The organism is Brevundimonas diminuta 3F5N, from assembly GCF_900163625.1.
Taxonomy (GTDB): domain Bacteria; phylum Pseudomonadota; class Alphaproteobacteria; order Caulobacterales; family Caulobacteraceae; genus Brevundimonas; species Brevundimonas diminuta_A.
Genome location: NZ_FUIE01000057.1, coordinates 101,683 through 124,037, shown reverse-complemented (window position 1 = coordinate 124,037; position 22,355 = coordinate 101,683). Strand labels below are relative to the sequence as shown.

The 22,355-nt window shown below is 61.0% G+C and carries 19 protein-coding genes, 1 tRNA gene and 1 pseudogene; 15 read left to right on the top strand and 6 right to left on the bottom strand.

Annotated elements, in window-relative coordinates:
• Window positions 1-452: 452 nt before the first annotated feature.
• A complete protein-coding gene (locus FM111_RS11385; RefSeq protein ID WP_087141049.1) occupies window positions 453-1,436 on the bottom strand; it encodes a hypothetical protein in 984 nt (327 codons plus the stop codon).
• A 121-nt stretch (window positions 1,437-1,557) separates the two neighbouring features.
• On the opposite strand from FM111_RS11385, the gene FM111_RS11380 reads away from it, so the two are divergent.
• Entirely contained in the window at window positions 1,558-1,803 is a 246-nt protein-coding gene (locus FM111_RS11380) for a helix-turn-helix transcriptional regulator (RefSeq protein ID WP_087141048.1), read from the top strand.
• Between the two features lie 152 nt (window positions 1,804-1,955).
• Here the strand turns inward: FM111_RS11380 and FM111_RS11375 are convergent, their stop codons facing one another.
• Both FM111_RS11375 and FM111_RS16615 read right to left on the bottom strand, forming a co-directional pair.
• Window positions 1,956-3,281, bottom strand: a complete 1,326-nt coding sequence (locus FM111_RS11375) for a site-specific integrase (protein WP_143276105.1) — start codon at window positions 3,279-3,281, stop codon at window positions 1,956-1,958.
• An 18-nt stretch (window positions 3,282-3,299) separates the two neighbouring features.
• A pseudogene (locus tag FM111_RS16615) lies at window positions 3,300-3,512 on the bottom strand (DUF6538 domain-containing protein); the annotation flags it as partial.
• A gap of 319 nt (window positions 3,513-3,831) precedes the next feature.
• Between FM111_RS16615 and FM111_RS11370 the strand changes: the two are divergent.
• The gene (locus tag FM111_RS11370) at window positions 3,832-4,572 is read left to right on the top strand and encodes a hypothetical protein (RefSeq protein WP_087141046.1); all 741 of its coding nucleotides are present in this window, start codon (window positions 3,832-3,834) and stop codon (window positions 4,570-4,572) included.
• A gap of 76 nt (window positions 4,573-4,648) precedes the next feature.
• A complete protein-coding gene (locus FM111_RS11365) occupies window positions 4,649-5,791 on the top strand; it encodes a Fic family protein (protein WP_306299151.1) in 1,143 nt (380 codons plus the stop codon).
• Between the two features lie 87 nt (window positions 5,792-5,878).
• Here FM111_RS11365 and FM111_RS11360 read toward each other — a convergent pair whose 3' ends face one another.
• Together FM111_RS11360 and FM111_RS11355 are read right to left on the bottom strand one after the other, a co-directional pair.
• Entirely contained in the window at window positions 5,879-6,865 is a 987-nt protein-coding gene (locus tag FM111_RS11360) for a DUF4238 domain-containing protein (protein WP_087141044.1), read from the bottom strand.
• Window positions 6,866-7,000: 135 nt separating this feature from the next.
• On the bottom strand, window positions 7,001-8,482 hold the full coding sequence (locus FM111_RS11355; protein ID WP_143276104.1) for a P-loop ATPase, Sll1717 family: 1,482 nt from the start codon (window positions 8,480-8,482) through the stop codon (window positions 7,001-7,003).
• A gap of 311 nt (window positions 8,483-8,793) precedes the next feature.
• Between FM111_RS11355 and FM111_RS11350 the strand changes: the two genes are divergently transcribed.
• The 10 genes from FM111_RS11350 to FM111_RS11305 all read left to right on the top strand — a co-directional run bounded on the left by FM111_RS11350 (window position 8,794) and on the right by FM111_RS11305 (window position 21,027).
• Entirely contained in the window at window positions 8,794-9,825 is a 1,032-nt protein-coding gene (locus FM111_RS11350; protein WP_087141042.1) for a hypothetical protein, read from the top strand.
• A gap of 386 nt (window positions 9,826-10,211) precedes the next feature.
• A complete protein-coding gene (locus FM111_RS11345; protein WP_087141041.1) occupies window positions 10,212-11,117 on the top strand; it encodes a restriction endonuclease in 906 nt (301 codons plus the stop codon).
• 52 nt (window positions 11,118-11,169) lie between these two features.
• Window positions 11,170-13,839, top strand: a complete 2,670-nt coding sequence (locus FM111_RS11340) for a class I SAM-dependent DNA methyltransferase (RefSeq protein WP_179205084.1) — start codon at window positions 11,170-11,172, stop codon at window positions 13,837-13,839.
• A gap of 23 nt (window positions 13,840-13,862) precedes the next feature.
• Window positions 13,863-15,938 (top strand): DEAD/DEAH box helicase, encoded by a 2,076-nt coding sequence (locus tag FM111_RS11335; RefSeq protein WP_087141039.1) that lies wholly within the window; start codon window positions 13,863-13,865, stop codon window positions 15,936-15,938.
• On the top strand, window positions 15,938-17,143 hold the full coding sequence (locus tag FM111_RS11330; protein WP_087141038.1) for a GIY-YIG nuclease family protein: 1,206 nt from the start codon (window positions 15,938-15,940) through the stop codon (window positions 17,141-17,143). Before FM111_RS11335 ends, FM111_RS11330 begins: the two co-directional genes overlap by 1 nt.
• Window positions 17,144-17,253: 110 nt before the next feature.
• A complete protein-coding gene (locus tag FM111_RS11325) occupies window positions 17,254-17,553 on the top strand; it encodes an addiction module antidote protein (protein ID WP_087141037.1) in 300 nt (99 codons plus the stop codon).
• Between the two features lie 23 nt (window positions 17,554-17,576).
• Window positions 17,577-17,834 (top strand): helix-turn-helix domain-containing transcriptional regulator, encoded by a 258-nt coding sequence (locus FM111_RS11320; protein ID WP_143276103.1) that lies wholly within the window; start codon window positions 17,577-17,579, stop codon window positions 17,832-17,834.
• Window positions 17,835-18,303: 469 nt separating this feature from the next.
• On the top strand, window positions 18,304-18,597 hold the full coding sequence (locus FM111_RS11315) for a hypothetical protein (RefSeq protein WP_143276102.1): 294 nt from the start codon (window positions 18,304-18,306) through the stop codon (window positions 18,595-18,597).
• Between the two features lie 593 nt (window positions 18,598-19,190).
• Window positions 19,191-19,769 (top strand): hypothetical protein, encoded by a 579-nt coding sequence (locus FM111_RS16225; protein WP_143276101.1) that lies wholly within the window; start codon window positions 19,191-19,193, stop codon window positions 19,767-19,769.
• Between the two features lie 247 nt (window positions 19,770-20,016).
• Window positions 20,017-21,027, top strand: a complete 1,011-nt coding sequence (locus FM111_RS11305; protein ID WP_087141034.1) for a tyrosine-type recombinase/integrase — start codon at window positions 20,017-20,019, stop codon at window positions 21,025-21,027.
• Window positions 21,028-21,121: 94 nt separating this feature from the next.
• Here the strand turns inward: FM111_RS11305 and FM111_RS11300 are convergent.
• A tRNA-Ser gene (locus tag FM111_RS11300) sits at window positions 21,122-21,211 on the bottom strand.
• Window positions 21,212-21,355: 144 nt separating this feature from the next.
• On the opposite strand from FM111_RS11300, the gene msrA reads away from it, so the two are divergent.
• Together msrA and FM111_RS11290 are read left to right on the top strand one after the other, a co-directional pair.
• Complete coding sequence (gene msrA / locus FM111_RS11295) at window positions 21,356-22,006, top strand: peptide-methionine (S)-S-oxide reductase MsrA (RefSeq protein WP_087141033.1); 651 nt, start codon at window positions 21,356-21,358, stop codon at window positions 22,004-22,006.
• 1 nt (window position 22,007) lies between these two features.
• The gene (locus tag FM111_RS11290; RefSeq protein ID WP_087141032.1) at window positions 22,008-22,349 is read left to right on the top strand and encodes an MmcQ/YjbR family DNA-binding protein; all 342 of its coding nucleotides are present in this window, start codon (window positions 22,008-22,010) and stop codon (window positions 22,347-22,349) included.
• Window positions 22,350-22,355 lie beyond the last annotated feature (6 nt).

Sequence of the window (22,355 nt, the reverse complement as noted above, 5' to 3'; positions counted from 1 at the left end):
CGTAACTAACCCAAGGACTCTGGTCGCCGCTGGATGAAAACTCAGGGGCACGTCATCGGGCACAATAACCGAACGTCGTTGACTTCGGGCGCTATTCGATACCCTCTCGCTCACCCACACGCGGGTGCATCCGGCGCGTCCCGGCTCTCAAGGGGTCAGTTCGTGCAGTCGGGAATATTGATACCCTCCTGGGGAAGAAACCACTTTTCTTCATCCAGATTTAGAACACGATTTCACCGTCTTGGCCGACGTAAAAAGGCATGGTCGCAGGTAGGGCATTTGCCCGAGGGAGTTCAGCGAAAGCTGATCGCGGCCACCGGGCACACTCACGCAACGCTCAATCCAACTCATGGTCAGACCAAGAGTTAGCGTCGCTGATCCGGCAAACTCGCCATCTATTTTGGCGAGGGAGCCGGGCAGCCTACGAACAACTCATCCAACCTATGGTCAGATTAGTTTCCAGACGGAACTTTGAGACGACGCCGACAACGCCCTGCAAAGATAGAAGCTGACAACAAGGCAGCAAGCGCCAACCACACCACAGGGTCCAGCGCATGAACGAAGATGGAATACCACTTCCCACTCCCACCGCTCATATAGACAGCCTTCCGTTCCCGGCCTTCCGCGATCTCGCCAGCGATGCGGTCGAAGTCCGCTTGGGAGTTAGCGCGGCGCAGGCGACGAACTTCTTCCCATGCGTAGCCCTTCTCCAACTCTTGCCGGTTGTTCGCGTAGTCCCTGACGAAGTTAAGGTCAAAGGGCTCAACCTCGCGATCAAGCTGCCGCAGAATAGCCGACGTTATAGTGGTATCCTCAAAGGCCGCACCGAACTTATCGCCAAAGCTGTAGCTGCGGGCCTGAGCGACTTCCGCCTCGCGGGTCTGCTGTTGTGCAGTCGTGGCCGCTACAGCGGCGCTATTGAGGCTGTCGCCAATGGTGGCCCCGCCGGTGATACCGCGCCCTTCCGTTAGACCACGGATAGTCGCAGCCTCTCGGTCTGCCCGCGTCCGGGGCGTCCTGTCCGAGCGGCGGGGGCGGTTCTCAATGAGCCCGTCCTTAATGTCGCTGGGGCGGATGCTTCTTATCTCGTCAAACGAGAGGTCCGATATAGTGGCGATGTCCTCGTAAGCCATCGGGTTCGACGGCCGGTCCCCGCCGCCTCGGCGCTGGGTGGCCGGGTGAGGGGTGTCCATGAACGCGGTCCCGAGAACCTTTCCGGGGTAGGCGCGAGTGCGCGGTTGACGGACTGCTGAAGGAGCTGGCCGCATCATCGCGTCATTGACGCCTGAAAGGTCTTTGCCTCGCAACTCGTCGAAGGAGAGATCGGTGAGGCCCGCGACATCCTCAACGGTTTCTAGCTGCCCCTCCGTCTTCTCGGCACGTGACTGCGCCAGTGCATCAACCGGCAGCATCGCGCTGATCGACAACGCCGACATGAAAGCGGCTACAGTTGCTCCTGCTATAGGTCTCATTATCCGCCCCTTCGTCCGCTCGCCGGTGTCGAATGGTGCATAGATCAGGTGGTGCGTAAATCCAACATGCGGCGACGCTGTATGGGTGCCGAGAGTATCCGTCAGTCCTGATAATCAGCGCGCGCTGGGACGCCTCGGCGACGCTATCCGGGTGCGGAGAAACGAGCGGAGCATGTCGCAAGAGGCGCTGGCTGACGCCGCCGGGATCAACCGGACCCATATGGGCGAGGTCGAGCGCGGCAAGCGGAACGTCAGCCTTGTGGCCCTGATCGGCATAGCAGCGGCGCTGGGCTGCACCGTGTCGTCAATCCTATCCGACGCCGAGATATAGACCGCCGAATTCGCACGCCGCATCTGTCTCAAAAATCGCCACGTCCGGTCTGCCGAATACAGCCGCGCTGAGGGGCCTCGCCATCCCGGATGAGCGACTACCCGGCCGGGATCAAACCACCGCCCCAGCGCCCCGCTTTCCGGCCTTCTCGGCTACCTCAGGGAAGCGGGCGGGGGCGGCAGGGTGAAGCCCGGCACCCGATACAGGGCCATGCCTTCGACCAGCGGCCGCAAAGGATATTCCAGACCGCCATATTGGTTCGCCACGTCCCCGGTTTCGTGGCCTGTGATTTCGTTGGACACCTCTGTGGGCACGTCCACCTCGCGGGCGTAATGCTTGAAGCTATGGCGGAAGGAATGGAACACAACGCGGTCATCGGTGACGCCGCAAACCTTGCGGAGGTAGCGGCTGAACCACTTGGACCAGTTGCCCATAAGTTCGCCCTCGGCTGTCGGGTTGATCTTATGGAAGATGCGCGCACGGCGCTCTGCCTTGGCGGCCGCCGCCACCTTGAGGAAGCCCAGGGCGATTAGATCAGCGTGGATGGGGACACGTCGCTCGCTCCCCTCATTCTTGACCTTCTGGCCGCGCTCTTCGTTCTCCGCGAAGCGCATAACCCAAGCAGATTTTTCGGTGTCGCCATCGCCGAAGTAGGCTTCCTCATAGACGTCATCGGGATGAAGCTGACCTAGTTCTGTTTGGCGTGCCCCTGTGTAGAGCGCGAGCAAGGGAAGCCAATAGGCCGCTTCTCCTGCGCCACCGATGGGACGAGAACCGGCCTTGTGGACTGGGCCGCTGAACAGCGCCTTTAGTTCGTCCTTGTTGAATTCGCGTCTCTTGTCCTTGGCGCGTTTCTTCTCGGGAAGCTTCTTCAATTTGGCGGGGTTCGCGGGGATCAGGTCATTGTCCACCGCGTAATTGAACAACGTCCCCAAGAACGGGATGATGACGTTTATGTTTTCCGGGGTTTTGCCTTCGGCTAGCAGCGCATCTTTGAACGCAATAACGTGCTGCTTGGTTACATCTTGGACCGCCAGCTTGCCCACGACGGCCTCGAACCGCTTAACCGTCCGCGTCAGGTCCCGCACCGTTCTCGGCTGCGGCGTCCGCTCGGCCTTCCATTTGTCCAGCACATCAGCGAGCGGGACGCGGGGGCCGCCTGATGCTGTGGGCTTGACGGCGGGAGCCGCAGCAAGTGCCGCCGCGCCTTCGCCCGTAAGGATCGCCAGCGTCGCCACCCGCATCCCCTCGGCCTCAGGCAATGAAAGGCCCACGGCATCGCCCCCGTCGAGGATAGCCTGATAGGTTTCCAGCCCTTCGCGGGCCTCAAGGTTGAAGTCTTCCAACCGCCCGGCTGCGAGATATTCCGCCCGCTTTTTCCGTAGGCCGACAAGCGCCCGCGCCGCATAGGCATCTATGTCTATGGGCTTGGCCGCCGCCTTGGCTTCGACAGCGGGGGTCCTGTCGGCTGCGGCCATAGCCGCCCGCGCCTCTGCAAACTCCCGATCCAGAGCGGCCCATAGGGCAACATGGAGCCGTTTGGCCTCAGCCGGGTCCGCCGTCCCTAGCGCTTTGGTGATTACTTCCCTGCCGTCATAGGCCGGGCGGAGGTCCTTGGGGATGATGCGGCGCGTGGTATATCGCCCGCCCTCGCGTCGAAAAAGGCCAGTCAACACGTCTGCTTTCTCCGTATCGAGTGTAGCAGACATTCGGCCCCTAACGATTGTAAGTGACTGATTTTCCAACAAACTCTTTCAGATCAAGAGCTTGTAACAGCGTGGCGGACAGAGAGGAAGTCGTTTTTCTCTTTAAATCCAATACCCTAATGCGTCTAACGGGGTGCCGCCTCCGTATTGAAATCCTTGGGGATTTTTCCCGTTTGGCTAACCTCTCGGGAGGCATCTCGGCCACGAAAAACCCCGCCAGCGTTGCAGCGCTCGGCGGGGTTCGAATGGGCTTGGCACAACACTCAAGGCCGCAGGAAATCTACTCTCTGCTCGGTTCGGCCGCAACGCCGGAGGTTCGCCGATGAGCCGCCGTCTCGATCCTAAAAACTTCGTCGCCGAAAAGCTGGCCTGGCATCAGCGGATCGCGAGCGATCCCAAGATCAGCCTCCAAGCCAAGGCAGTCGCGGGTTTCATTCTCCACGACCTGAACCCCTGCGAAGGCGGCGCCTGGCGTGGCCAGGAGAGCATGGCGACCAGTTTGGGCGTTAGCCCCCGGCAACTCCGTCGCCTGATCGAAGAACTGCAGGCCTCCGACTATCTGGAGGTCGAGGTTCGGCGTGGACGCGGCCGCACCAACATCTACCGTGCAACCATGCCAAGCGAGGCGGTTGAGGCGCCGCGAAAGCGGTCATCCGCGACCGCTCAAACCCGCGAAAACTGGTCACAGGTGACCGCTCAAGCGCCAGAAAACCGGACATCGGTGACACAAAAACCGGTCACCGATGACCGACAATACCTTTATGACCCCATTAAAAGATTTCGCGTCGCGACCGACGGTCAGGCAGGCGGCGGCGCAGGGAAGCCGGCGCGGGGCGCTCCGTTCGTTCATGCTGACATCCGTCAGGCGGTCGTTCAGATCGTGGGGGAAGCTGCGACGGTGAGCTATCTGGATCGCGCCAGATGGGAGCCCGATGGCCAGCGCATCGTCTGCTCCAGCCCTACCGCATTCGGTCGACTGAAAGACCTTGTCGGTCGTCCGCTTGCGAAGAGGGGTGTGTCCATCGCTCTGCAGACCTGCGAAGCCACACGCCTTGCGGCCTGATCGGGGTCTAGCGGCGAATGTCTGAGATATTCACCGCAAACGTTGCGTTGATTGAGTCTTGTCCTTGCGGCGAATAATGTCCATATTCGCCGCAGAAGGTGCGGTAAATATGACCTACATACATGAGCTGGCCGATTGGCCAAACCTGATTTGGGACCATAGCGCCCTCGCCCAGCCGCTCGCCGCTGTGCGCCATCGCCAGGGCCGGCTGATCGGGCGGATGGAGGCCTTGGGCTTTGCGCTTCGTGAGGAGGCCGTCCTCCGGACCCTGACCGAGGACGTGTTGAAGTCCAACGAGATCGAGGGCGAAGTCCTCGATCGCGAACAGGTTCGCTCCTCCATCGCCCGCCGCTTGGGTATGGACGTTGTCGGTCTGGTTCCTGCGGATCGCGATGTCGAGGGCGTCGTCGAGATGATGCTCGACGCTACCCAAAATTACGCCCAACCGCTCACCGCCGACCGCCTGTTCGGTTGGCATGCCGCTCTGTTCCCAACGGGGCGCAGCGGGATGAGCCGGATCAACGTCGGGGCGTGGCGGACGCCAGAGGGTGACCCGATGCAGGTGGTGTCCGGTCCGATCGGACGCGAGCGCGTGCACTATGAAGCTCCGGCCGCCGACTGTCTCGACGCCGAAATGACGGCCTTCCTGCATTGGTTTGAGACCGCCACGCCCGATCCGGTGCTTAAGGCCGGCGTCGCCCACTTGTGGTTCGTCACCAATCACCCCTTCGACGACGGCAATGGCCGTATTGCCCGTGCCATCGCGGACCTCGCCCTGGCTCGCGCTGAAGGCACCTCTCAGCGGTTCTACAGCATGTCCGCCCAGATCCGTGCGGAGCGGAAGACCTACTACGAAATGCTGGAAGCGACCCAGAAAGGCGATCTGGACGTCACCGCTTGGCTGCTCTGGTTCATCGCCTGTCTCGACCGCGCCTTCGACGGCGCCGAGACGATTCTGGCCAGCGTCATGCGCAAGGCCCGCTTCTGGGAGACCCTGGCCGATCAGCCTCTGAACGAACGCCAGAGGAAGGTGCTCAACCGCTTGCTTGACGGTTTCGAGGGCAAACTGACCAACGCCAAATGGGCGGCGCTGGCGAAGACGTCTTCGGATACGGCGCTGCGTGACATCAGCGACTTGATGCAGCGGGGGATATTGGAGCGAGATGCCGGGGGCGGGCGGAGTACGAGCTATTCGCTCGCCAGCAATCCTCTTGACTGAGGAGGCGCAAGGACCGCTCGTGACTCATAGCGGCGGTTCCGAATGGCGGCTTTCGGCAGGTGAGGTGCGCGAGGCTCATCCTGAGCATTAACCTCTCGGGCCGGTCCATTTAGGCTTCTCAGGTCTCGAGCCGAATACAAACCGTATTGAGGATCCGAGGCCGTTTGGAAGAGGGACGATCTCGAGGTGCGGAACAGGCGACTGGCTGGCGTGATCCGCGACAAACGCCTCAAAGCCACTGCCGGCGAACACGATCCGGTATGCGAATTTGGCGATTAAGCGGTTGAATCTCATCACCTCAGATGGGTCGTCAAGCGACCTATGCTGAGCCTCGGCCCCGGTACGTAAAATGGGCAATTCCGACCGGCCGCGGAGGATGAGCCGTCTAGTTAGAGGCATCAGGAATTCGATCCTACCGAACGGGGTGACCTCATAGGGTCGTATCTGGCTCTCCGGTCGGTCGGGATCGAAATAAATTACTGGATTGTCGCTCGTGATGAAGTCTTCGGTCGATGTGTTGTGGAGTACTTCGAAGCCGATCCGGTTAAAAAGTTGGGAAATGCCGTCGAGCAGATGCGGCATTGCTTGGAGGCTTCGATTGGGATCAATCGGGATTTCCAGATTATTCCACAGATCCGGCATCCCTGGTGGAGGCGCTGGGAGCTGTCCGTGTGCGCCCAAGGTTAACAAGGTCGCCCGTACGGTCTGCGCCTCGAAGAGCTCTATAGCATCCCGCATAGCCGGGACACGGACCCGGAGGAGAGCGATGAACGAGCAGAGCGCGCTAGCCTCCCCCTGCGTGAGCGGGACGCGCGAGGCTAGCTTATCAACTATACTCGGCCACGGCATTTCGATTTCGGAAAACAGATCCTCCATCGTCGAATGATCTGGAGAACCAGCAGCTGTCAGTTGCGAATAGTAGTAGGACTCAAAGGCGATGCGATCTGGGCGCGAGCGGAAGCTCCCCGGACGATCCTTCGGATAGGCGACCAATTGGCCTGTCTCATCGGGGAACCCATTTAGATAGGTAACCGGAACATAGTGATGACGGCGCTTGGCCTTCAAATTCGCCATGTCAATCAGGTCTCAGCAAGCAGGGCGGCGCCGCCTATTATCGCGGAGCGCGATGATGAAGATGATCGCCTGACTCGCTGTCGGGCGGCAGGAGCTGCAGTGGGGGCAATCAGGCTACACTATTGGACTTTAGCGCTACTCAGCGCTCCCCTGGATGGAGCTAAGCGCGGGTCGATACAGGAAGGGCACGCGGAAGCTGGAGCCTTGCTTCTCCAAAACGCCGATTTCCAACAATCTGCCAATCACCTTTTGCGTCTCGCTCTCATCGAGGTTCCAAATCTTGGATAGGGTCTTGGGTGTGTGTGTCGCCTTTTGTTCAATAAGCGCCATCACATACGCCTTCTCTTCAGGGAACTCGGCATAGATCGTTTGTTCGAGGCGCGTTTTGGAAACTGCCGGCAGAGCTTCTTTAAATGCAACTTGCTCGAATATTCGGTTTCCCTGCAGGGCTTTCTCCCCGCGCTCCAAGCGGGCAATTTGGATCTCCCGAAGCTCGTTCAGGAAGTGAATAACCTCCCGAGGTGCGGACTCCTTGGTGCCATCGGCTGTGCGGGAAAGAACCCATGTCATGGTCGTTGGTTTGTTGGGGCCGGAATCCACTTGGTCGGGAAAGGCGAGGTAGATGAACTCAATCTGCTTCTGAAAATCGGCGAGAATGGCCTTTGGATCGGCGGAGTAATGTTGGCGAATGGGCTCATTCGAAAGCATGCGACGAACAACCAAGTTGATTAGGTCCGCTTCCTTCCACTCGATTGTCTTTGAACGTTCAATGTGGCTCGCTTCTCGGAACCCATCTTTCGTTATGCTGTCCCAGATATCAGTCCTGAGGAAGATCTTCGGACGAATAGATGAGGTGCCTTTGGTGTCGAGGTAGAACTTAAACAGCGCGCGAAGCGCATCGTCCTCAAGGTGGGGCTTGTCCGCAAAGGCTACGTCGAGCCGATCCAGTGCAATCCAAACCTCGTAACCTGCATCGGTTAGGGCGGCATTGGCGACATCGTAGAGTTCATCGATTGAGACGGCGCCTAGGCGCGCCTGACTTGCGCTGGGCTCACGCAGGTAAATTTTGTTTGAGAACCCGGTCGGCATTCCGGTGTTCGGATCGATGTCCATCGAGTTCTCGATCGCTTCGACGCGCGATCGATTTTTGACGTAATCCAGAGCGTATTTTACAGCCTTTGAGAGTGTGAATTCAGAGGGAAGTAGCCCTGCGCCTTCAAGCTCTTTGATAACTCGAGATGCTTTAGAGGACTTAAATCCATACTCTTTCATCGTTTGACCGCATAGGGTCAGGATGTAGAGCTTCCAAAGGCTGACAAACTCGAATTCATTTTCAGGTGTATCGTTCCTTAGGTGCTGAAAGGCGGGAGCTCCTTGAGGATTTTCTCCAGGGACAACGAGAATGCCCTTATCGAATAGTTCGTCTTGATTTTTTATTATCAGGCTGTAGATGGCGCTCTTTCCGCTGCCTTTAGGGCCGTATACAACGTCTATCTCTCCGTCGAAAACTTTTCTCCACTGTTCTGTTTCGACGAAATACTGAGACAGATGGTCCTGCTCCTCTTCTGCCGTCCGGCGTCCGAAGGAGGACGATTTCAGAACTTCGAGCGGAGTCATTCAGGCGCTATCCATAGTTGTCTAATGTGTAGCTTAGCCGGGCCGCGATGCGCGATCTAGAGAATAAGTCTCGCCCCGGACAGGTGTCTGTTGCCGCCCGATTCGTCCGTTTCGGAGCAAGCGCATCGCCCAGCAGGTCCCTGGCGGGACTAGGTCTAGAGTAGATTGGGACGTCCACTTTGGGATCGATATTCCAATGTCGCCTTCTGGCGCTCTTGAAACCCTCCGCGCGTACGCCGCCGCTTCCAGCTCGTCACGGCAGTTCACTATAGCCGCTTGTCCCCCTCGGCTCCGGCCTCCATCTGTCGGCCATGGCGCCAGGTCAGATTTTCAAGCTTGAAGACATACCCTTCATCGACCGGCGTCAGCTGACCCGGTCTCGATTTCTGCCGTGTCTGACTTTCCATGTCGACGGCGAGTGGCGGCTCTGGGTGCCCACAGGATCGCCCAATGAGTTCGTCGAGATATACGGCTGGCCCTCGGAGGCTTCCTACTATGCTGCGGAGCCGGAAAGGCCCTCCGACTTCACCACCCTGCATATGGACTTCATAGCCCAACGCGCCCTATTGCCGGGCCTCGCCCATAAGTTCAGCGCCTTCCAGGACGATCTCTACAATCTGTCCGCTTCGCTGGCCAAGCTGGACCTGATCCACCGCTCGTCCCTGGAAGGCAAAGGCCGGATGGCAGCGACCGAGGTCGAGCACATCCTCCAAGTTTGCCGCAGCATGTTTGATCTTTTGCAGGAGATGTTGGCCTGCCTGTGGGAGTCAATCCGCAAGGCCAACCCCCAACTCAAGGCGCGCGCTCTCAAAAGCAGTTTCGCCGATATGGCTCTTAAGGGCGACGACGCCCGTTCCGCCGAAGAGTTGGCGGCGACCTTCGGTCTCTTTGACGAAGTGGCAGCTTGCTATGCTCGGCATGCGCCAGTCTTTCTGCACATCCGCAAGTTCCGCGACGATCTCGTGCACCGAGGGCGGCGCGTGGGGACAATTTTCGTCGGAGACGACGGCTTTCTGATTCCGCGCGAGTTCGGTCCCTTCAAAGACCTGCGGATCTGGCGCGATGCGGAAATGCTGCCCAATGAACTTGGACCGCTTAATGCGGCGCTCGGGCTGATCATTCACAACACGCTGTGGGCCTGCAACGACTTCATCATCGCCCTATGCAGCCATGTCGAATATCCGCCGCCGCTGGTGCCAAATATGCAACTCTATTGCCGCGGCGACTTCAATACAGAGCTCCTAGCCGCCGTTAGGGACGCCCAGGACAGGATCACCGACGGCCGAGGATTGATCACGCCGCGTCCCAATGCGCCTCCAATCGATGGCGATGTCGAAAACTGACGGGCCTCTGAATCGATGCGGCGCGAACGTCCGCCTCGTGGCACCCTTCCAATGTCGGCTGTTGGCGCGCTGCTGACGTATGTAGCCCTCCGGTGAGCGTCGCCGGGTTTGAAGTGACGCGGAAGAAGCGGCGATCTTGGGGTTTGCGCCGGGGGCACACGTGTCGACCCGATGCCCGCGGCCGCGTTCGACGGTATAGGCGGTAATCCGGTCGAAGGCTTGTTCCTCGGTGGGATGTTTGCCGCCAAGGACGTAGCAGCCGAGCCGAGGTGGCGAGAAATAACCACAGAGGTGGCTGTCCATAGAGGTTATCTTAGCTCCGATCATGGCGCGCTGTCTTCTGGCCGCCAACCCGCCGTTAGGCTAAGCCCGGTACGGGAGGCGTCATGGCGAATATCACACGGGCCCGCACGGGCGAGTTTCTGCGCAAGTTGTTCGAAGTGCTGATGGCCGAGCCTGAAGGCATGCATGCGTCGGCGGCCATCGACCTGGTTCGGTCCGCGACGAAGCTAAGCGACTATGAGGCCGGTTCCTATTCGTCCGGCGGGCAGCGGTTCGAGAAGATCCTGCGGTTCGCGACTGTGGACTGCGTGAAGGCGGGGTGGTTGCGCAAGGACGATGGCGTCTGGACCGTCACCGACGCGGGCGCGAAGGCCTACAACGATTTCGCGAACCCGGAGGCCTTCTACAAGGAGGCTTGCCGCCGGTACGCGATTTGGAAGGCGGAGAGGGATGCGACCTCGGCCGTCCCGGTCAGCCCGGCGATTGAGCCTGAGGCGATCGAGGATGCGGCTGAAAAGCTCAGCGTGACGGTCGAGTCCGCGCAGGATCACGCCTGGGCCGAAATTTCGGCCTTCTTGCACGCCAGCGACCCGTTCGAGTTCCAGGAGATGGTGGCAGATCTGCTGCGCGGCATGGGCTATCACGTCCCGTGGGTCTCGCCGCCGGGCAAGGATGGCGGGGTGGATGTGATCGCCTTCACCGATCCGCTTGGCACCACTGGACCGCGCATCAAGGTCCAAGTGAAGCGCTGGCAGTCCAAGGTCGACAGCGACGGCTTGAAGTCCTTCCTGGCCTCCCTCTCGAACGGCGACGTGGGCCTGTACGTTTGCCTGGCGGGCTTCACCAAGGACGCTCAGGATTACGCCCGCAATCAGGAGAACCGCCGCGTCACCCTGATCGACGCGCGCCGTTTCGTCACTCTGTGGGTCGAGACCTACGACAAACTGGCCGATGAGGCGCGCCGTCGCCTGCCGTTGGTGCCCGTCTATTTCCTCGCGCCCCAGGACTAACGCCGCTTCTGCGCCGCCCTGACCGCAATCGATTTCCGTCTCTGGACTGATGATGAACCCTACTGAAATCGCCGATGCCCTGGACGCCCTGGCCCAGCAACCGTTTGCGCCTGAGACGTTCGGCCTTTCCTTTGCGGAGGCGACGGACAACCCGCAGGCGACCCTGGCCAAGTTGCGCAACGGTTCGACCGGAAAATCCGACGTGCCGGGCGGCATGCTGCTGAGCCGCAAGTTCCACTACGCCCCCGCGGAAGCCGGCCAGGTCGAGGCCGTGCTGACGCAGCTCCGCGCCAGCAAGAAGAATAAGACCGGCAAGCCCGCCATACTGCTGGCGACCGACGGCCAGACCATTGCGGCCGAGCACCCGAAGTCGGGCGCGCCTCTGCATTGCGCGTTCAGCGAACTGGGCGCCAAATTCTCCTTCTTCCTGCCGGCGGCGGGCAAGGAGCGGTATCAGGCGGCCGAGGAGAACCCTGTCGATGTTCGCGCGACCGGCAAGCTGGCGCGCCTGTACGACGCCCTGCTGAAGGCCAATCCCGACTGGCGGGCGGAGGAGCGCCGCCACGACATGAACCTGTTCATGACGCGGCTGATCTTCTGCCTGTTCGCCGAGGACGTCGGCGTCTTTCCTGAAAGCCAGTTCTCGTCAGTCCTGTTCGACTACAGCGGCGACCGGGGCGAGCACGCGCGCGAGACCCTGATACACGCCTTTACGGCCATGAATCTGCCCGAGGGCGAGCGTTCAGGTTTGCCGGTCTGGGCGGGCGCTCTGAAGTATGTGAACGGCGGGCTGTTCGCGGGCGCCATCGACGCGCCGGTCTTCGATGTCATCAGCTTCCGGTATCTGCGCGATGCGTCGGGCATGGACTGGAAGTTGATCAACCCCGACATCTTCGGCTCGATGATCCAGTCGATCGCCGATGAGAAGGCGCGGTCGGAACTGGGGATGCACTACACCTCCGTCCCCAACATCATGAAGGTGCTGGGCCCGCTGTTCCTGGATGATCTGGACGCCGAGATCGACAAGGCCTGGGACAAGCCCGCTGCTCTGCGTGCTCAGTTGGCGCGCCTGTCGAAGATCCGTGTCTTCGACCCCGCCTGCGGTTCGGGCAACTTCCTGGTCGTGGCCTACCGCCAGATGCGCGAGCGCGAGCTGCGTCTGATGAAGCGGCTAGGCGAACTGGATCCTGTCACCACGACCATGCAGATGTTCTCCTCGGTCGGGCTGGATCAGTTCTACGGGGTCGAGATCAACGACTTCGCGGCGGAGACAGCCAAGCTGGCGCTGTTCATCGCCGAGTATCAGGCGAACGCCCGCCTCGCCGACGTGTTCGGCCGGATGCCGGCGCTGCTGCCGCTGCGGGATGGCGGCAACATTGTTTGTGACAATTCGCTCCGTCTCAATTGGGAGGAGATCTGTCCGCCGCCGGAGGGGGAGGAAGAGGTCTACATCGCGGGGAACCCGCCATTCCTAGGCGATAACTCACGCTCCGACGAGCAAAATGCCGACATGGACTTCGTGCTGTCCGGGCATCTGGAGGCCTATCGGCGGGTCGATTTTGTCGCCTGCTGGATGTTCAAGGCCGCCAACTACATTCGCGGGCGCAACGCGAGGTCTGCCCTGGTGTCGACCAACTCGATCTGTCAAGGGCAGGCTGTTGGTGCGCTGTGGCCTGCTATTCTCAGAGATGGCGTCGAGATCGGCTTCGCCCACACGTCGTTCAAATGGCGGAACAATGCCTCGGCGAATGCAGCGGTCATTTGCGTGGTCGTTGGGCTTCGGAACGAAAGTCGCGCTTCAAAGCTGCTTTTTGCGGGGGATTTGTCCGCCACGGCCGGCAACATCAACGCCTACTTGCTGGATGGCCCATCCTTGTTTGTGGACGCTGAGGCTCGTTCGATCTTTGGCTTGCCCTACATGGAATATGGGAACAAGCCGACGGACGGTGGACATCTGATCCTCAGCCCCGAAGAGCGGGATGAGCTGATCGCTTTATACCCAGATGCATCCAAGTTCATTAAGCGCTTCATGGGTTCGGAAGAAGCGGTGAAAGGCAAAGTGCGTTTCTGCCTCTGGGTCACTGATGGTGATGCCGAGGAGGCGGCGGTCATTCCGCCTATCAAGTCGCGATTTGAAGCGGTAGCGGCATTCCGAGCCGCAAGCACAGCCGCTCAGACTAGGCCGTGGGCTGCGTACCCCCATAAATTCCGGCAAGCCCAAAACTGGGCGCGCGATCACGCCATCCTAATCCCGCGTGTATCCTCGGAGCGACGCCCATATTTGCCCGTTGTTCGGGTAGGTGCAGATGTCATTTCCTCTGACCTGAACCAGGCCATCTACGACGGTCCAGACTGGTGCATCGCACTGATCGCCGCGCGCCTGCATCTGGTGTGGATCGGTACGGTCTGTGGCAAGCTCAAGTCCGACTTCCGCTATTCAAATACCCTGGGCTGGAACACCTTCCCGGTGCCCAAATTTACGCAGGAGCAGCTTGATCAGTTGTCGGCTTCGGCGCGTCGCATTCTGAGGACGCGCTACGAGCACCACCCGGCGACGATCGCGCAGCTCTACGATCCCGACAAGATGCCCGACGACCTGCGTCAGGCGCACAAGGACAACGACGACCTGCTGGAGTCGATGTACATCGGCCGTCCCTTCCGGAACGATACGGAGCGGCTGGAGACTCTGTTCAAACTCTACGCCGCGAAGACGGCACAGTAGCGGTCGGCAAGAGGGGGGAAGTCATGGTTCAGACAGTCAACGTGGCCTATGCGCAGACGGGGGCGTCCAAGGCGGTCAACGCCCTAGGTCAGCGCCCGATGCAGGCGCGAGCCTATGCCGCGCGCGCGGCCCAGCATCTGCTGCTGAAGGCGCCGCCGGCGGCGGGCAAGAGCCGCGCCCTGATGTTCATCGCCCTGGACAAGATGCGGCATCAGGGGTTGGGCAAGACCATCGTCTGCGTGCCCGAAACCTCGATCGGCGGGTCTTTCCGCTCGACCGACCTGTCGTCCTATGGCTTCGAGGCCGATTGGGTGGTCGAGGACAGCTGGAACCTGTGCCTGAGCGGGGTCGAGGAGGCTCCTCAGTCGCAGAAGGTGAAGGCCTTCAAGGACTTCATGAAGTCCGATGCGCGCGTGTTGGTCTGCACCCACGCCACCTTCCGGTTTGGCTTTGACGCCGTCGAGGCGGAGGAGGGGGCTGAAGCCTTCGACGACGTCTTCCTGGCCGTAGACGAATTCCACCACGTCTCTGCCGCCGACAACAATCGGCTGGGCGAGATTCTGCGGCGTATCCTGGCGCGCGAACGCACGCACGTCATGGCCATGACCGGGTCCTACTTCCGCGGGGACGCCGTGCCGGTGCTGCGGGCTGATGACGAGGATCGCTTCGTCACGGTCACCTATTCCTACTACGAGCAGTTGGACGGCTATGAGCACCTGAAGTCGCTCGGGGTGAACTACAACTTCTACAAGGGCCGTTACCCCAACGGCCTGCCAGAGGTGCTGGACACCCAGCTGAAGACCATCATCCACATTCCGCATCGTGGATCGTCTGAGGCCTATGCGCCCAAGCACGAGGAGGTGCACCGCATCTACGACCTGATCGGGACGGTGGAGGGGACGGACCCCGAAACCGGCTTCGACCTGCTGCGTACGCCGGACGGTCGCCTGTTGAAGGTCGCGGACCTGGTCGATGACGGCGCCGACCGAGACCGGGTCAAGGCGGCCCTCTCGCGCGAGATCAAGGGGCCGGACGGCAAGCGCGATGACGTCGCCGACCGCGCCAAGGTGGACATCATCATCGCCCTGGGCATGGCCAAGGAAGGCTTTGACTGGGTCTGGTGCGAGCACGCCCTGACCATCGGCTATCGCGCCTCTCTGGTTGAGATCGTCCAGATCATCGGGCGCGCCACCCGCGATGCGCCCGGCAAGACGCAGGCGCGCTTCACCAACCTTGTGGCCGAGCCGGGGGTTGAGACCGGCGTGGTCGCCGACGCCGTCAACGATATGCTGAAGGCCATCTCCGGCTCGCTCCTGATGGAACAGGTGCTGGCGCCCAACTTCAAATTCTATCGCCGCGAGGACGGCGACGTTCGCGAACCGATCAGCATCGACGACAACGGCACGGTGACGATCGGCATCAAGGGCCTGATGGAGCCGCCCACCGATCGCGCCCGCGACATCTGCGAGCGGGATATGCACGACCTGATGGCCGCCGCCTGTCAGGCCATGGACAAGCGCGCCCTGTCGCCCGAAACGGCGCCCGAGGTGGTCACTCAGATGGTGCTGACCGACATCATCGAGACGCGCTACGAAAACCTGACGGCCGAGGAGACGGAGTCCGTTCGTCAGGACCTGGCCGCCCGTATGAACATCCTGACGCTGGCCAAGCGGGAAGTCGAAACCGGCGTGTCTGAACCGTCTGCTGAGTGGGAAGGGCCGCCGCTTCTCGACGCGGAGGATGATCTGCCCGGCGCGCCCAACACCCTGCTGGCGCTGGTGCGGCGCTTCATCAATGTGCGCGAGTTGGACATCGACCTGATCGACAGCGTCAACACCTTCCGCGAGCAGTTCGAGATCACGTCCAAGTCGCTCGACTCCACGCTGCTGTCGAACATGCAGTCGGCCATGGTCGCCATGCGCACCAGCATGACCGAGGACGAGGCGCGCACCCTGTGGCCGCGCATCAAGCGCTTCCGCGCTCAGGAAGGGCGAGAACCGAACGTCCACTCGTCGGATGATCTGGAGAAGCGCATGGCCGAGGCGCTGGCCTGGATGCGGAACCGGAAGGCCCAGAAGTTGCGGGCCGAGGCGGTCTGATGCGGCCGACGCTGGATGAAATCTTCGCCGAAGAGGACGAGTTCGGCCTGCTGGACGTCAAGCCGGCGGCAACGACCGGCCGTCTGGCTGACCATGCGGATGAAGCCGTCCTGCGCGACGTAGAGGCCTTTCACGCCAAGCATGGGCGGCTGCCGGACCCCGACGCCGCCAGCCACGATGAGATGCGGCTGGGCGTGATCTTCCGAAAGCTGGCCAAGGCGCCGTCCGAAGCGCTGCGCGCGATGGACCGTCTTGGGCTGCTGAATCTAACTGATGCGCCGCCGCCTCAGCGGTCCTGGCGTGACGCTCCCTCCGAGGACGAGGTGCCCGACAGCCTGGACGACATCTTCGCGGATGATGACCTGGGCGTGACAGCTGGGCTTTTCGAACTGCGGCACGTCACGCCGGCGGCGGAGCGGCATCTGCCGGATCATCGCGCCGACTTCGTGCCTTGCGTCGATTTCGAGGTCTTCGAGCCGAAATTCCTGGAAATGCAGCAGGAGTTGGAAGCCGGCGACCGCATCGCGACGGCAATCGAAAAGCGGATGGTGATCGACCCGTACGAGGGGGATTTCTTCATCCGCAACGGCTTGCTGGCATTCGTCGCCGAGAAGTCGGAGATGACCGCTCGCGGAGGATCCCGGGACTATCGCCTGCGCATCATCTTCTCGAACGGAACCGAGAGCGACCCGCTGGCCTCGTCGTTCAGAAAGTCGCTGAACGATGACAAGACCGCCCGCGTCGTACAGCGGCGTGGCCTGGGCGCTCTCGACCCTGAATGGGAAAGCGACAAGCTGGCCCTGTCGGGCTCGATCTATGTGGCGCGTAGCCTGTCTACCGATCCGTCGATCGCTGCGGAGCGCAACATCCTGCACAAGATCGGGGTGACGTCCCAGGACGTGCGCAGGCGCGTCGCCGACGCGCGCAACGATCCCACCTTCCTGCTCGCACCGGTGGAGGTGGTCGCCACCTTCGCGCTGCAGAATTTGCCCCGGGCACGGGTGGAGGAGCTTCTGCACCGTTTCTTCGAGGCGGCGCGACCTGCCGAACTGTTCGTCACTGATCGCTTTGGAAAACGCGTCAACCCTCGCGAATGGTTCTACGTCCTGCCCGAACATGTCAGTCAAGCCGCCAATCTGCTCAAAGAGGGGCGGCTTCATCGATACAGATATGATCGGGATCAGCAGAAAATCTTGGAGAAATGAGGACGCAAAGACTGCTGTGGGCTTCCGCAGAAGCTTAGAAGGGCTGCGGCACGTCACTAGCTCCGGCTAGCGGAGTTGAGACCGCGTTTGATGGGGAATGGAGAGAGCGAATGGCGGATCTAGGCATCCAGGAGTTTGATCCTGCTGAATGCTTGACGAGTGCCGAGCGGATCGCGGCCTATATCCAGGCCGTAGCCGAGGAAACTGATGACAACGTCAGAGCGATCGTCAGGGCGTTCGCTGTCGTGGTGCGGGCGCGGGGGGGACCGTCAACCGTGGCCGCAGAAGCCGACATGTCCGTCGAAGACCTTTGTGCGGCGCTAGCCGATGACGGCGATCCATCCTTCGACACCATCCTGACGGTCGCCCGCGCCCTTGGCGTGACGGTGAGTTTTGAGGTGGCGCGATGAGCGCAGGGACTGGCGACACACCCTTGTCGAACAAGCTGAAGGTTCGTGAGTTCGACCTTGTAAATTATCTCGAAACGCCCGCCGACGTGGCGGCCTATCTTGCGGTCGTGGCTGACGAAGATGGAGACGATCCTGCCCAGTTGTCGGCGGCACTGAGCCAAGTCCTTCGGTCCAGAGGCGGGAATAAGCTCGAGCTGAACGCGTTCGTCGAGATGCTTCACGCGGTTGGTCTGCGAATAAGTATCGGACTGGTGCGAGCCGTCTTGCCCAGCAAAGGTTAGTCCGCCGGCCCGGGGCCGATCCTGACCAGTAGGCGGCGGCTAGTGACCAGAGGGGAAGGTCTGCGCCGCTAGCCGCGTCAGAGGCTCCGCGCGCATTCACCCCAGCCTAGAGGCCGGTGAGGGCCTTCCTGGACTGGCCGTGGCTTCCGCCATTTATAGACGATTTCCCCTTACAAGGGGACCGTGACGAAACCTCCCTTGGGAGGTGCACACATTACGCACAGCTGCGATCGCATAGTGATCTGATTTAAAAGGACAATCTCAGCGGCGAAGCGTGTGCCAAAGTGGGCCCACTTTCCTGACTTGCCTGATTGTTAAGTAACTTCAATACGTTGTAGGGTCCCAAAGAGGCTCCACCGATACACGGATTTGCGACTCAATGGCTACGAATTTGCCCCGCATCAGCGCCTACATTTCGAGGAGGTTGCACGCGCGTCTTCAGGTCAAGTTGGAGGACAGTGGTCTGACGATGACCGAGTACGTGCGAGGGTTGATCGAGGCCGATCTAGAGGGGCACCAGGATTACATGCTGCGCCTGATGGCCCATCGGATGACCTTGATGTCGATCCAGGTTGGCGCGATGGCCAAGGAAAAGTTCGACGATGACGAATACCATCGCTTGCGAAAGATGGCAGTAACTATGGGCCGCGCCGCGTTTGGTCCTCTCCCAGTTCGTCCCTACGATTTCGAAGAAATTCAGGAAGAAGAGGAACGGATTCTCGCCCTCCATGCAGTGCTCGATCCTCTAAACGATGTCTGGTAGCGACCTCGGTTCTGCAGCGTTACTGACGTGCGTCGTCGAGCAAGCGTCGATGGTGCCTCGCTGTCGCTCCTCGGGCAGAGCTCAACGATCACGCAAGGTGCCATAGCCCGGCCGTGTCGCCCGATAGCGCACGGTTGTGCGATCGACGCCCAGCACTCGGCGGGCCCGGCGCTCGCTTAAGTCGTAAGGCGACTGAAGATGTAATCGCCGCCGGATGTGCTGCCGGCAGCGCTACTTCCAAGACGATCCTTCCGCGCGACGTCTTCCGACATTAGCGCTGCCAGCGCTCAAGGGCTAGACTGGCGACATGGAACGGCGCAGGTTGGCGGCGATCCAACCAGGTCGAGGTCGCGGGCATTCGCGGTTGGTGCTCAGGAAGATCGTGAGGCGGTTGCGATTGGTGTCATGCGCCAATGGGCCTTGTGCAAGCGATTGGCGTAATATACCAATCGTGCATGGCTCGACTTTCTCATCTTACTTCCACTGTGGCTGCCGCCTCGGGTGTGCCGGATACGGCGGCGCGTGTGATCGCCCGCTCGCTTCGGGAGGCTGGCCTAGTTTCTAAGGGAGGGCGCGGACTTAGCGCGGCGCGTATGGGGGCCGCCGATGTAGCGAATCTATTGCTCGCTTTTGCATCGCCTGAAGACGTCACCAAATCCGGGCAGACGGTCAAGGTTATCGGAGATTTGAAACTAGAGCCTTGGGTTTCGCTCGGTAAGGGGAACCGCGATTTTTTGATTCTGGAAGATGAAGAAGATCGGACCGGCTTGTCCGAAAAGCAGACGCTTTGGAGCGTCCTTACGACGCTGGTCGAACGTTATTCTTCTGAGGGCCGCCTGCCGCTAGAGGCGGAGGTACAGACGGCCAAGCCGGCGGGACTGATTGTTGACAGCGGCCCTCGCGAAACTGACCCGACGCCATGTGCCATCACTCTGTCGGTGACAAAGGACGAGTTCGGTTGGAAGGCAGAGGTAATAGTCGCCGAAAGAGGCGGCGACGACCTAGTGCTTAGCTTCTCGCCCGACGGAGTATGGCCACCTCGAAGGCGTAGGGAGGATAATCCGGGGCGTAGTCATACTATAACTCTGCCGCCAGCCATCGCTCACGCGGCCATTCGCTGCATGAGAGATGAAACACCCACGGAATTCCAGCTGATACGGAAGGGTGAATGATGATGGGGCGGCGACATCAGGATCTCCCGCTGAGCTTGCCCCCACGCGGTCTGAGCCGCGAGGTTGCGAGCCGTTATATTGGTATTAGCGTCACCAAATTCGACCAACTGGTCCAAGAGGGGCGAATGCCGGCACCGAAGCGTATCGACGGACGCAAGCTGTGGGATCGAGATGCCTTGGACGAGGCATTTTGGGCCTTACCTGACGATGGCCCTGACCGCGCCGATAATCCGTGGGACGCCGCTGCGTGAAGAAGAAGCCTGCCCACGTTTCCTACTACCGTGATGTGCGGGGGAAGGTGCGTTGGCGCTTTCGCCGTGTTGGTTTCCCTGAATCCCAAACAACCGAAACGTTTGGCTCTGAGGGGTGGTGGGCTTGGTATGCGGCTGCGTCGAACGCCCAGCCGATCGTGATCGGCGCGAGCCGGGTCAAGCCAGGATCCATCCACGCGCTAGGCGTGGCCTACTATGGGTCGGGGGATTTTCTTGGGCTCAAGCCGAACACCCAGCGCACCTACAAAGGCATCTTTGATCGCTATCGGGACAAGTATGGCGACAACCCCGTAGCCATGCTCGAAGCGCGGCACATTCGCGGGCAAATGGACAAGATGGCTGCAACCCCGGCGGCGGCGAATAACATGCTGAAGGTGCTGAGAGCGGTGATGCGCTTCGCTGTGGACCGCGGATTTGCTCGTACAGATCCCACCGTGGGCGTGCGAATGCTTCGATACAAGAGCGAAGGCTTTCATGCGTGGACCGAGCATGAGATCGAAGCGTTCGAGGCTAAATGGCCAGTCGGAACGAATGAGCGGCTAGGGTTCGACCTCCTCCTCTACACCGCTCAACGATCGGGCGATGTTCGGCAGATGACCGTTCACCAAATCCGGGACGGTCGGGTCCTCGTTCGTCAGGAAAAGACCGGGCAACTTGTCGACATTCCGCAGCATCCAAACCTCCAGGCATCGTTAGCAGCCCGTAAGATCGAGCACCTAGCGCTGCTCACCACGCAGCAGGGCAAACCTTTCACAGAGAAGGGTTTTGGAAATTGGGTGAGCAAGGCGGCCGAGCGCGCAGGTCTGCCTCATTGCTCCGCTCATGGGCTGCGAAAGGCTGCGGCACGGAGATTGGCTGAGGCCGGCTGTACGGTCCACGAGATCATGTCGATCACGGGCCACCAAAGTTTGAAGGAGGTGGAGCGCTACACGCGCGAAGTCGCCCGGCGCGGGTTGGCCGACACAGCCATGAACCGCATCGCTTGATGCACGAAACCAGAACGCTTCTGTCTAACCTTCAGCCAGGGGTTAGACGTTTTCCAGGGTAAAATTATGATTTATTGCGACAAATTGCGGCGGGTGGCGGACAGAGAGGGATTCGAACCCTCGATAGAGTTGCCCCTATACACGCGTTCCAGGCGTGCGCCTTCAACCACTCGGCCACCTGTCCATTCCACCTGAGCCCGGATGCGTCCGGGGCGGAGCCGTCGGGAGCGGACCGACGGGAGGGGCTGATTAGAGCATGACGCCCCCATGGGCAAGCGCCCTTGAAGCCTCCATATAGGCGAAGAAGGTTTTTCCCGGAGTTCGCGCCATGTTGTTGAAGAAGAATGCTGAACTGCCCACGCTTGAGACGGCTCTGCCGGGGCGGGCCGAAGCGTTGCCGACCGATGAGATGCACTTCGTCCTGGGTCATGCGCTGAAGGGCCCGCATCCGGCCGGGATGCAGACGGCCGTGTTCGGCATGGGCTGTTTCTGGGGCGTGGAGCGGGTGTTCTGGCAGTTGCCGGGCGTGTGGGTCACGTCGGCGGGCTATGCGGGCGGGATCACGCCCAACCCGACCTATGAGGAGGTCTGTTCGGGCCGCACCGGCCACACGGAGGTGGTGCAGGTGGTGTTTGATCCGGCCCGGATTTCATATGGCGACCTGCTGAAGGCGTTCTGGGAGAACCATGACCCGACGCAGGGCATGCGTCAGGGCAACGACCAGGGCACGCAGTATCGCTCGGCCGTCTATACGTTGAACGAGGCGCAACAGGCGGAGGCGCTGGCCTCGCGCGACGCCTATCAGGCGGCGCTGAGCGCGGCGGGACGCGGGGCGATTACGACCGAGATCGAACCGGCCGGTCCCTATTACTTCGCTGAGGGCTATCACCAGGGTTATCTGGCCAAGAATCCGGCGGGCTATTGCGGCATCGGCGGGACGGGCGTGGTCTGCCCGATCGGCCTGGGCGTCGGGGCCTAGGATGGATCGCGCGGGCGTAGGCAAGGCTTGCCTGGCCTTGCCGGGGGCGACGATGGATCACCCGTTTGGACCGGGTCATGACGCCTATAAGGTCGGGGGCAAGATGTTCGCCATCGTCGGCGCCGAGGGCGGGCTGTCGTTCAAGGTCTCGGACATTGCCTATGAGGTGTTGACCGAGGAGGGGCGGGCGGCGCCCGCCCCCTATCTGGCGCGAGCCAAATGGGTGCATCTGGCCGATCCGGGCGACTGGCCGGACGATGAACTGGCGGATCACCTGAAGTCGGCCCACGCCCTGATCGCCGCCAAGCTGACGAAGAAGGCGCGGGCTGAACTGGGCCTCTAGACGGGG

Coding starts and splice junctions, on each gene's coding strand:
- FM111_RS11385 (WP_087141049.1), bottom strand. CDS start 1,436: ATGTCGGCGTTGTCGATCAGCGCGATGCTGCCGGTTGATGCACTGGCG.
- FM111_RS11375 (WP_143276105.1), bottom strand. CDS start 3,281: ATGGCCGCAGCCGACAGGACCCCCGCTGTCGAAGCCAAGGCGGCGGCC.
- FM111_RS11370 (WP_087141046.1), top strand. CDS start 3,832: ATGAGCCGCCGTCTCGATCCTAAAAACTTCGTCGCCGAAAAGCTGGCC.
- FM111_RS11365 (WP_306299151.1), top strand. CDS start 4,649: ATGTCCATATTCGCCGCAGAAGGTGCGGTAAATATGACCTACATACAT.
- FM111_RS11360 (WP_087141044.1), bottom strand. CDS start 6,865: ATGGCGAATTTGAAGGCCAAGCGCCGTCATCACTATGTTCCGGTTACC.
- FM111_RS11355 (WP_143276104.1), bottom strand. CDS start 8,482: ATGACTCCGCTCGAAGTTCTGAAATCGTCCTCCTTCGGACGCCGGACG.
- FM111_RS11350 (WP_087141042.1), top strand. CDS start 8,794: ATGGCGCCAGGTCAGATTTTCAAGCTTGAAGACATACCCTTCATCGAC.
- FM111_RS11345 (WP_087141041.1), top strand. CDS start 10,212: ATGGCGAATATCACACGGGCCCGCACGGGCGAGTTTCTGCGCAAGTTG.
- FM111_RS11340 (WP_179205084.1), top strand. CDS start 11,170: ATGAACCCTACTGAAATCGCCGATGCCCTGGACGCCCTGGCCCAGCAA.
- FM111_RS11335 (WP_087141039.1), top strand. CDS start 13,863: ATGGTTCAGACAGTCAACGTGGCCTATGCGCAGACGGGGGCGTCCAAG.
- FM111_RS11330 (WP_087141038.1), top strand. CDS start 15,938: ATGCGGCCGACGCTGGATGAAATCTTCGCCGAAGAGGACGAGTTCGGC.
- FM111_RS11325 (WP_087141037.1), top strand. CDS start 17,254: ATGGCGGATCTAGGCATCCAGGAGTTTGATCCTGCTGAATGCTTGACG.
- FM111_RS11315 (WP_143276102.1), top strand. CDS start 18,304: ATGACCGAGTACGTGCGAGGGTTGATCGAGGCCGATCTAGAGGGGCAC.
- FM111_RS16225 (WP_143276101.1), top strand. CDS start 19,191: ATGGGGGCCGCCGATGTAGCGAATCTATTGCTCGCTTTTGCATCGCCT.
- msrA (WP_087141033.1), top strand. CDS start 21,356: ATGTTGTTGAAGAAGAATGCTGAACTGCCCACGCTTGAGACGGCTCTG.
- FM111_RS11290 (WP_087141032.1), top strand. CDS start 22,008: ATGGATCGCGCGGGCGTAGGCAAGGCTTGCCTGGCCTTGCCGGGGGCG.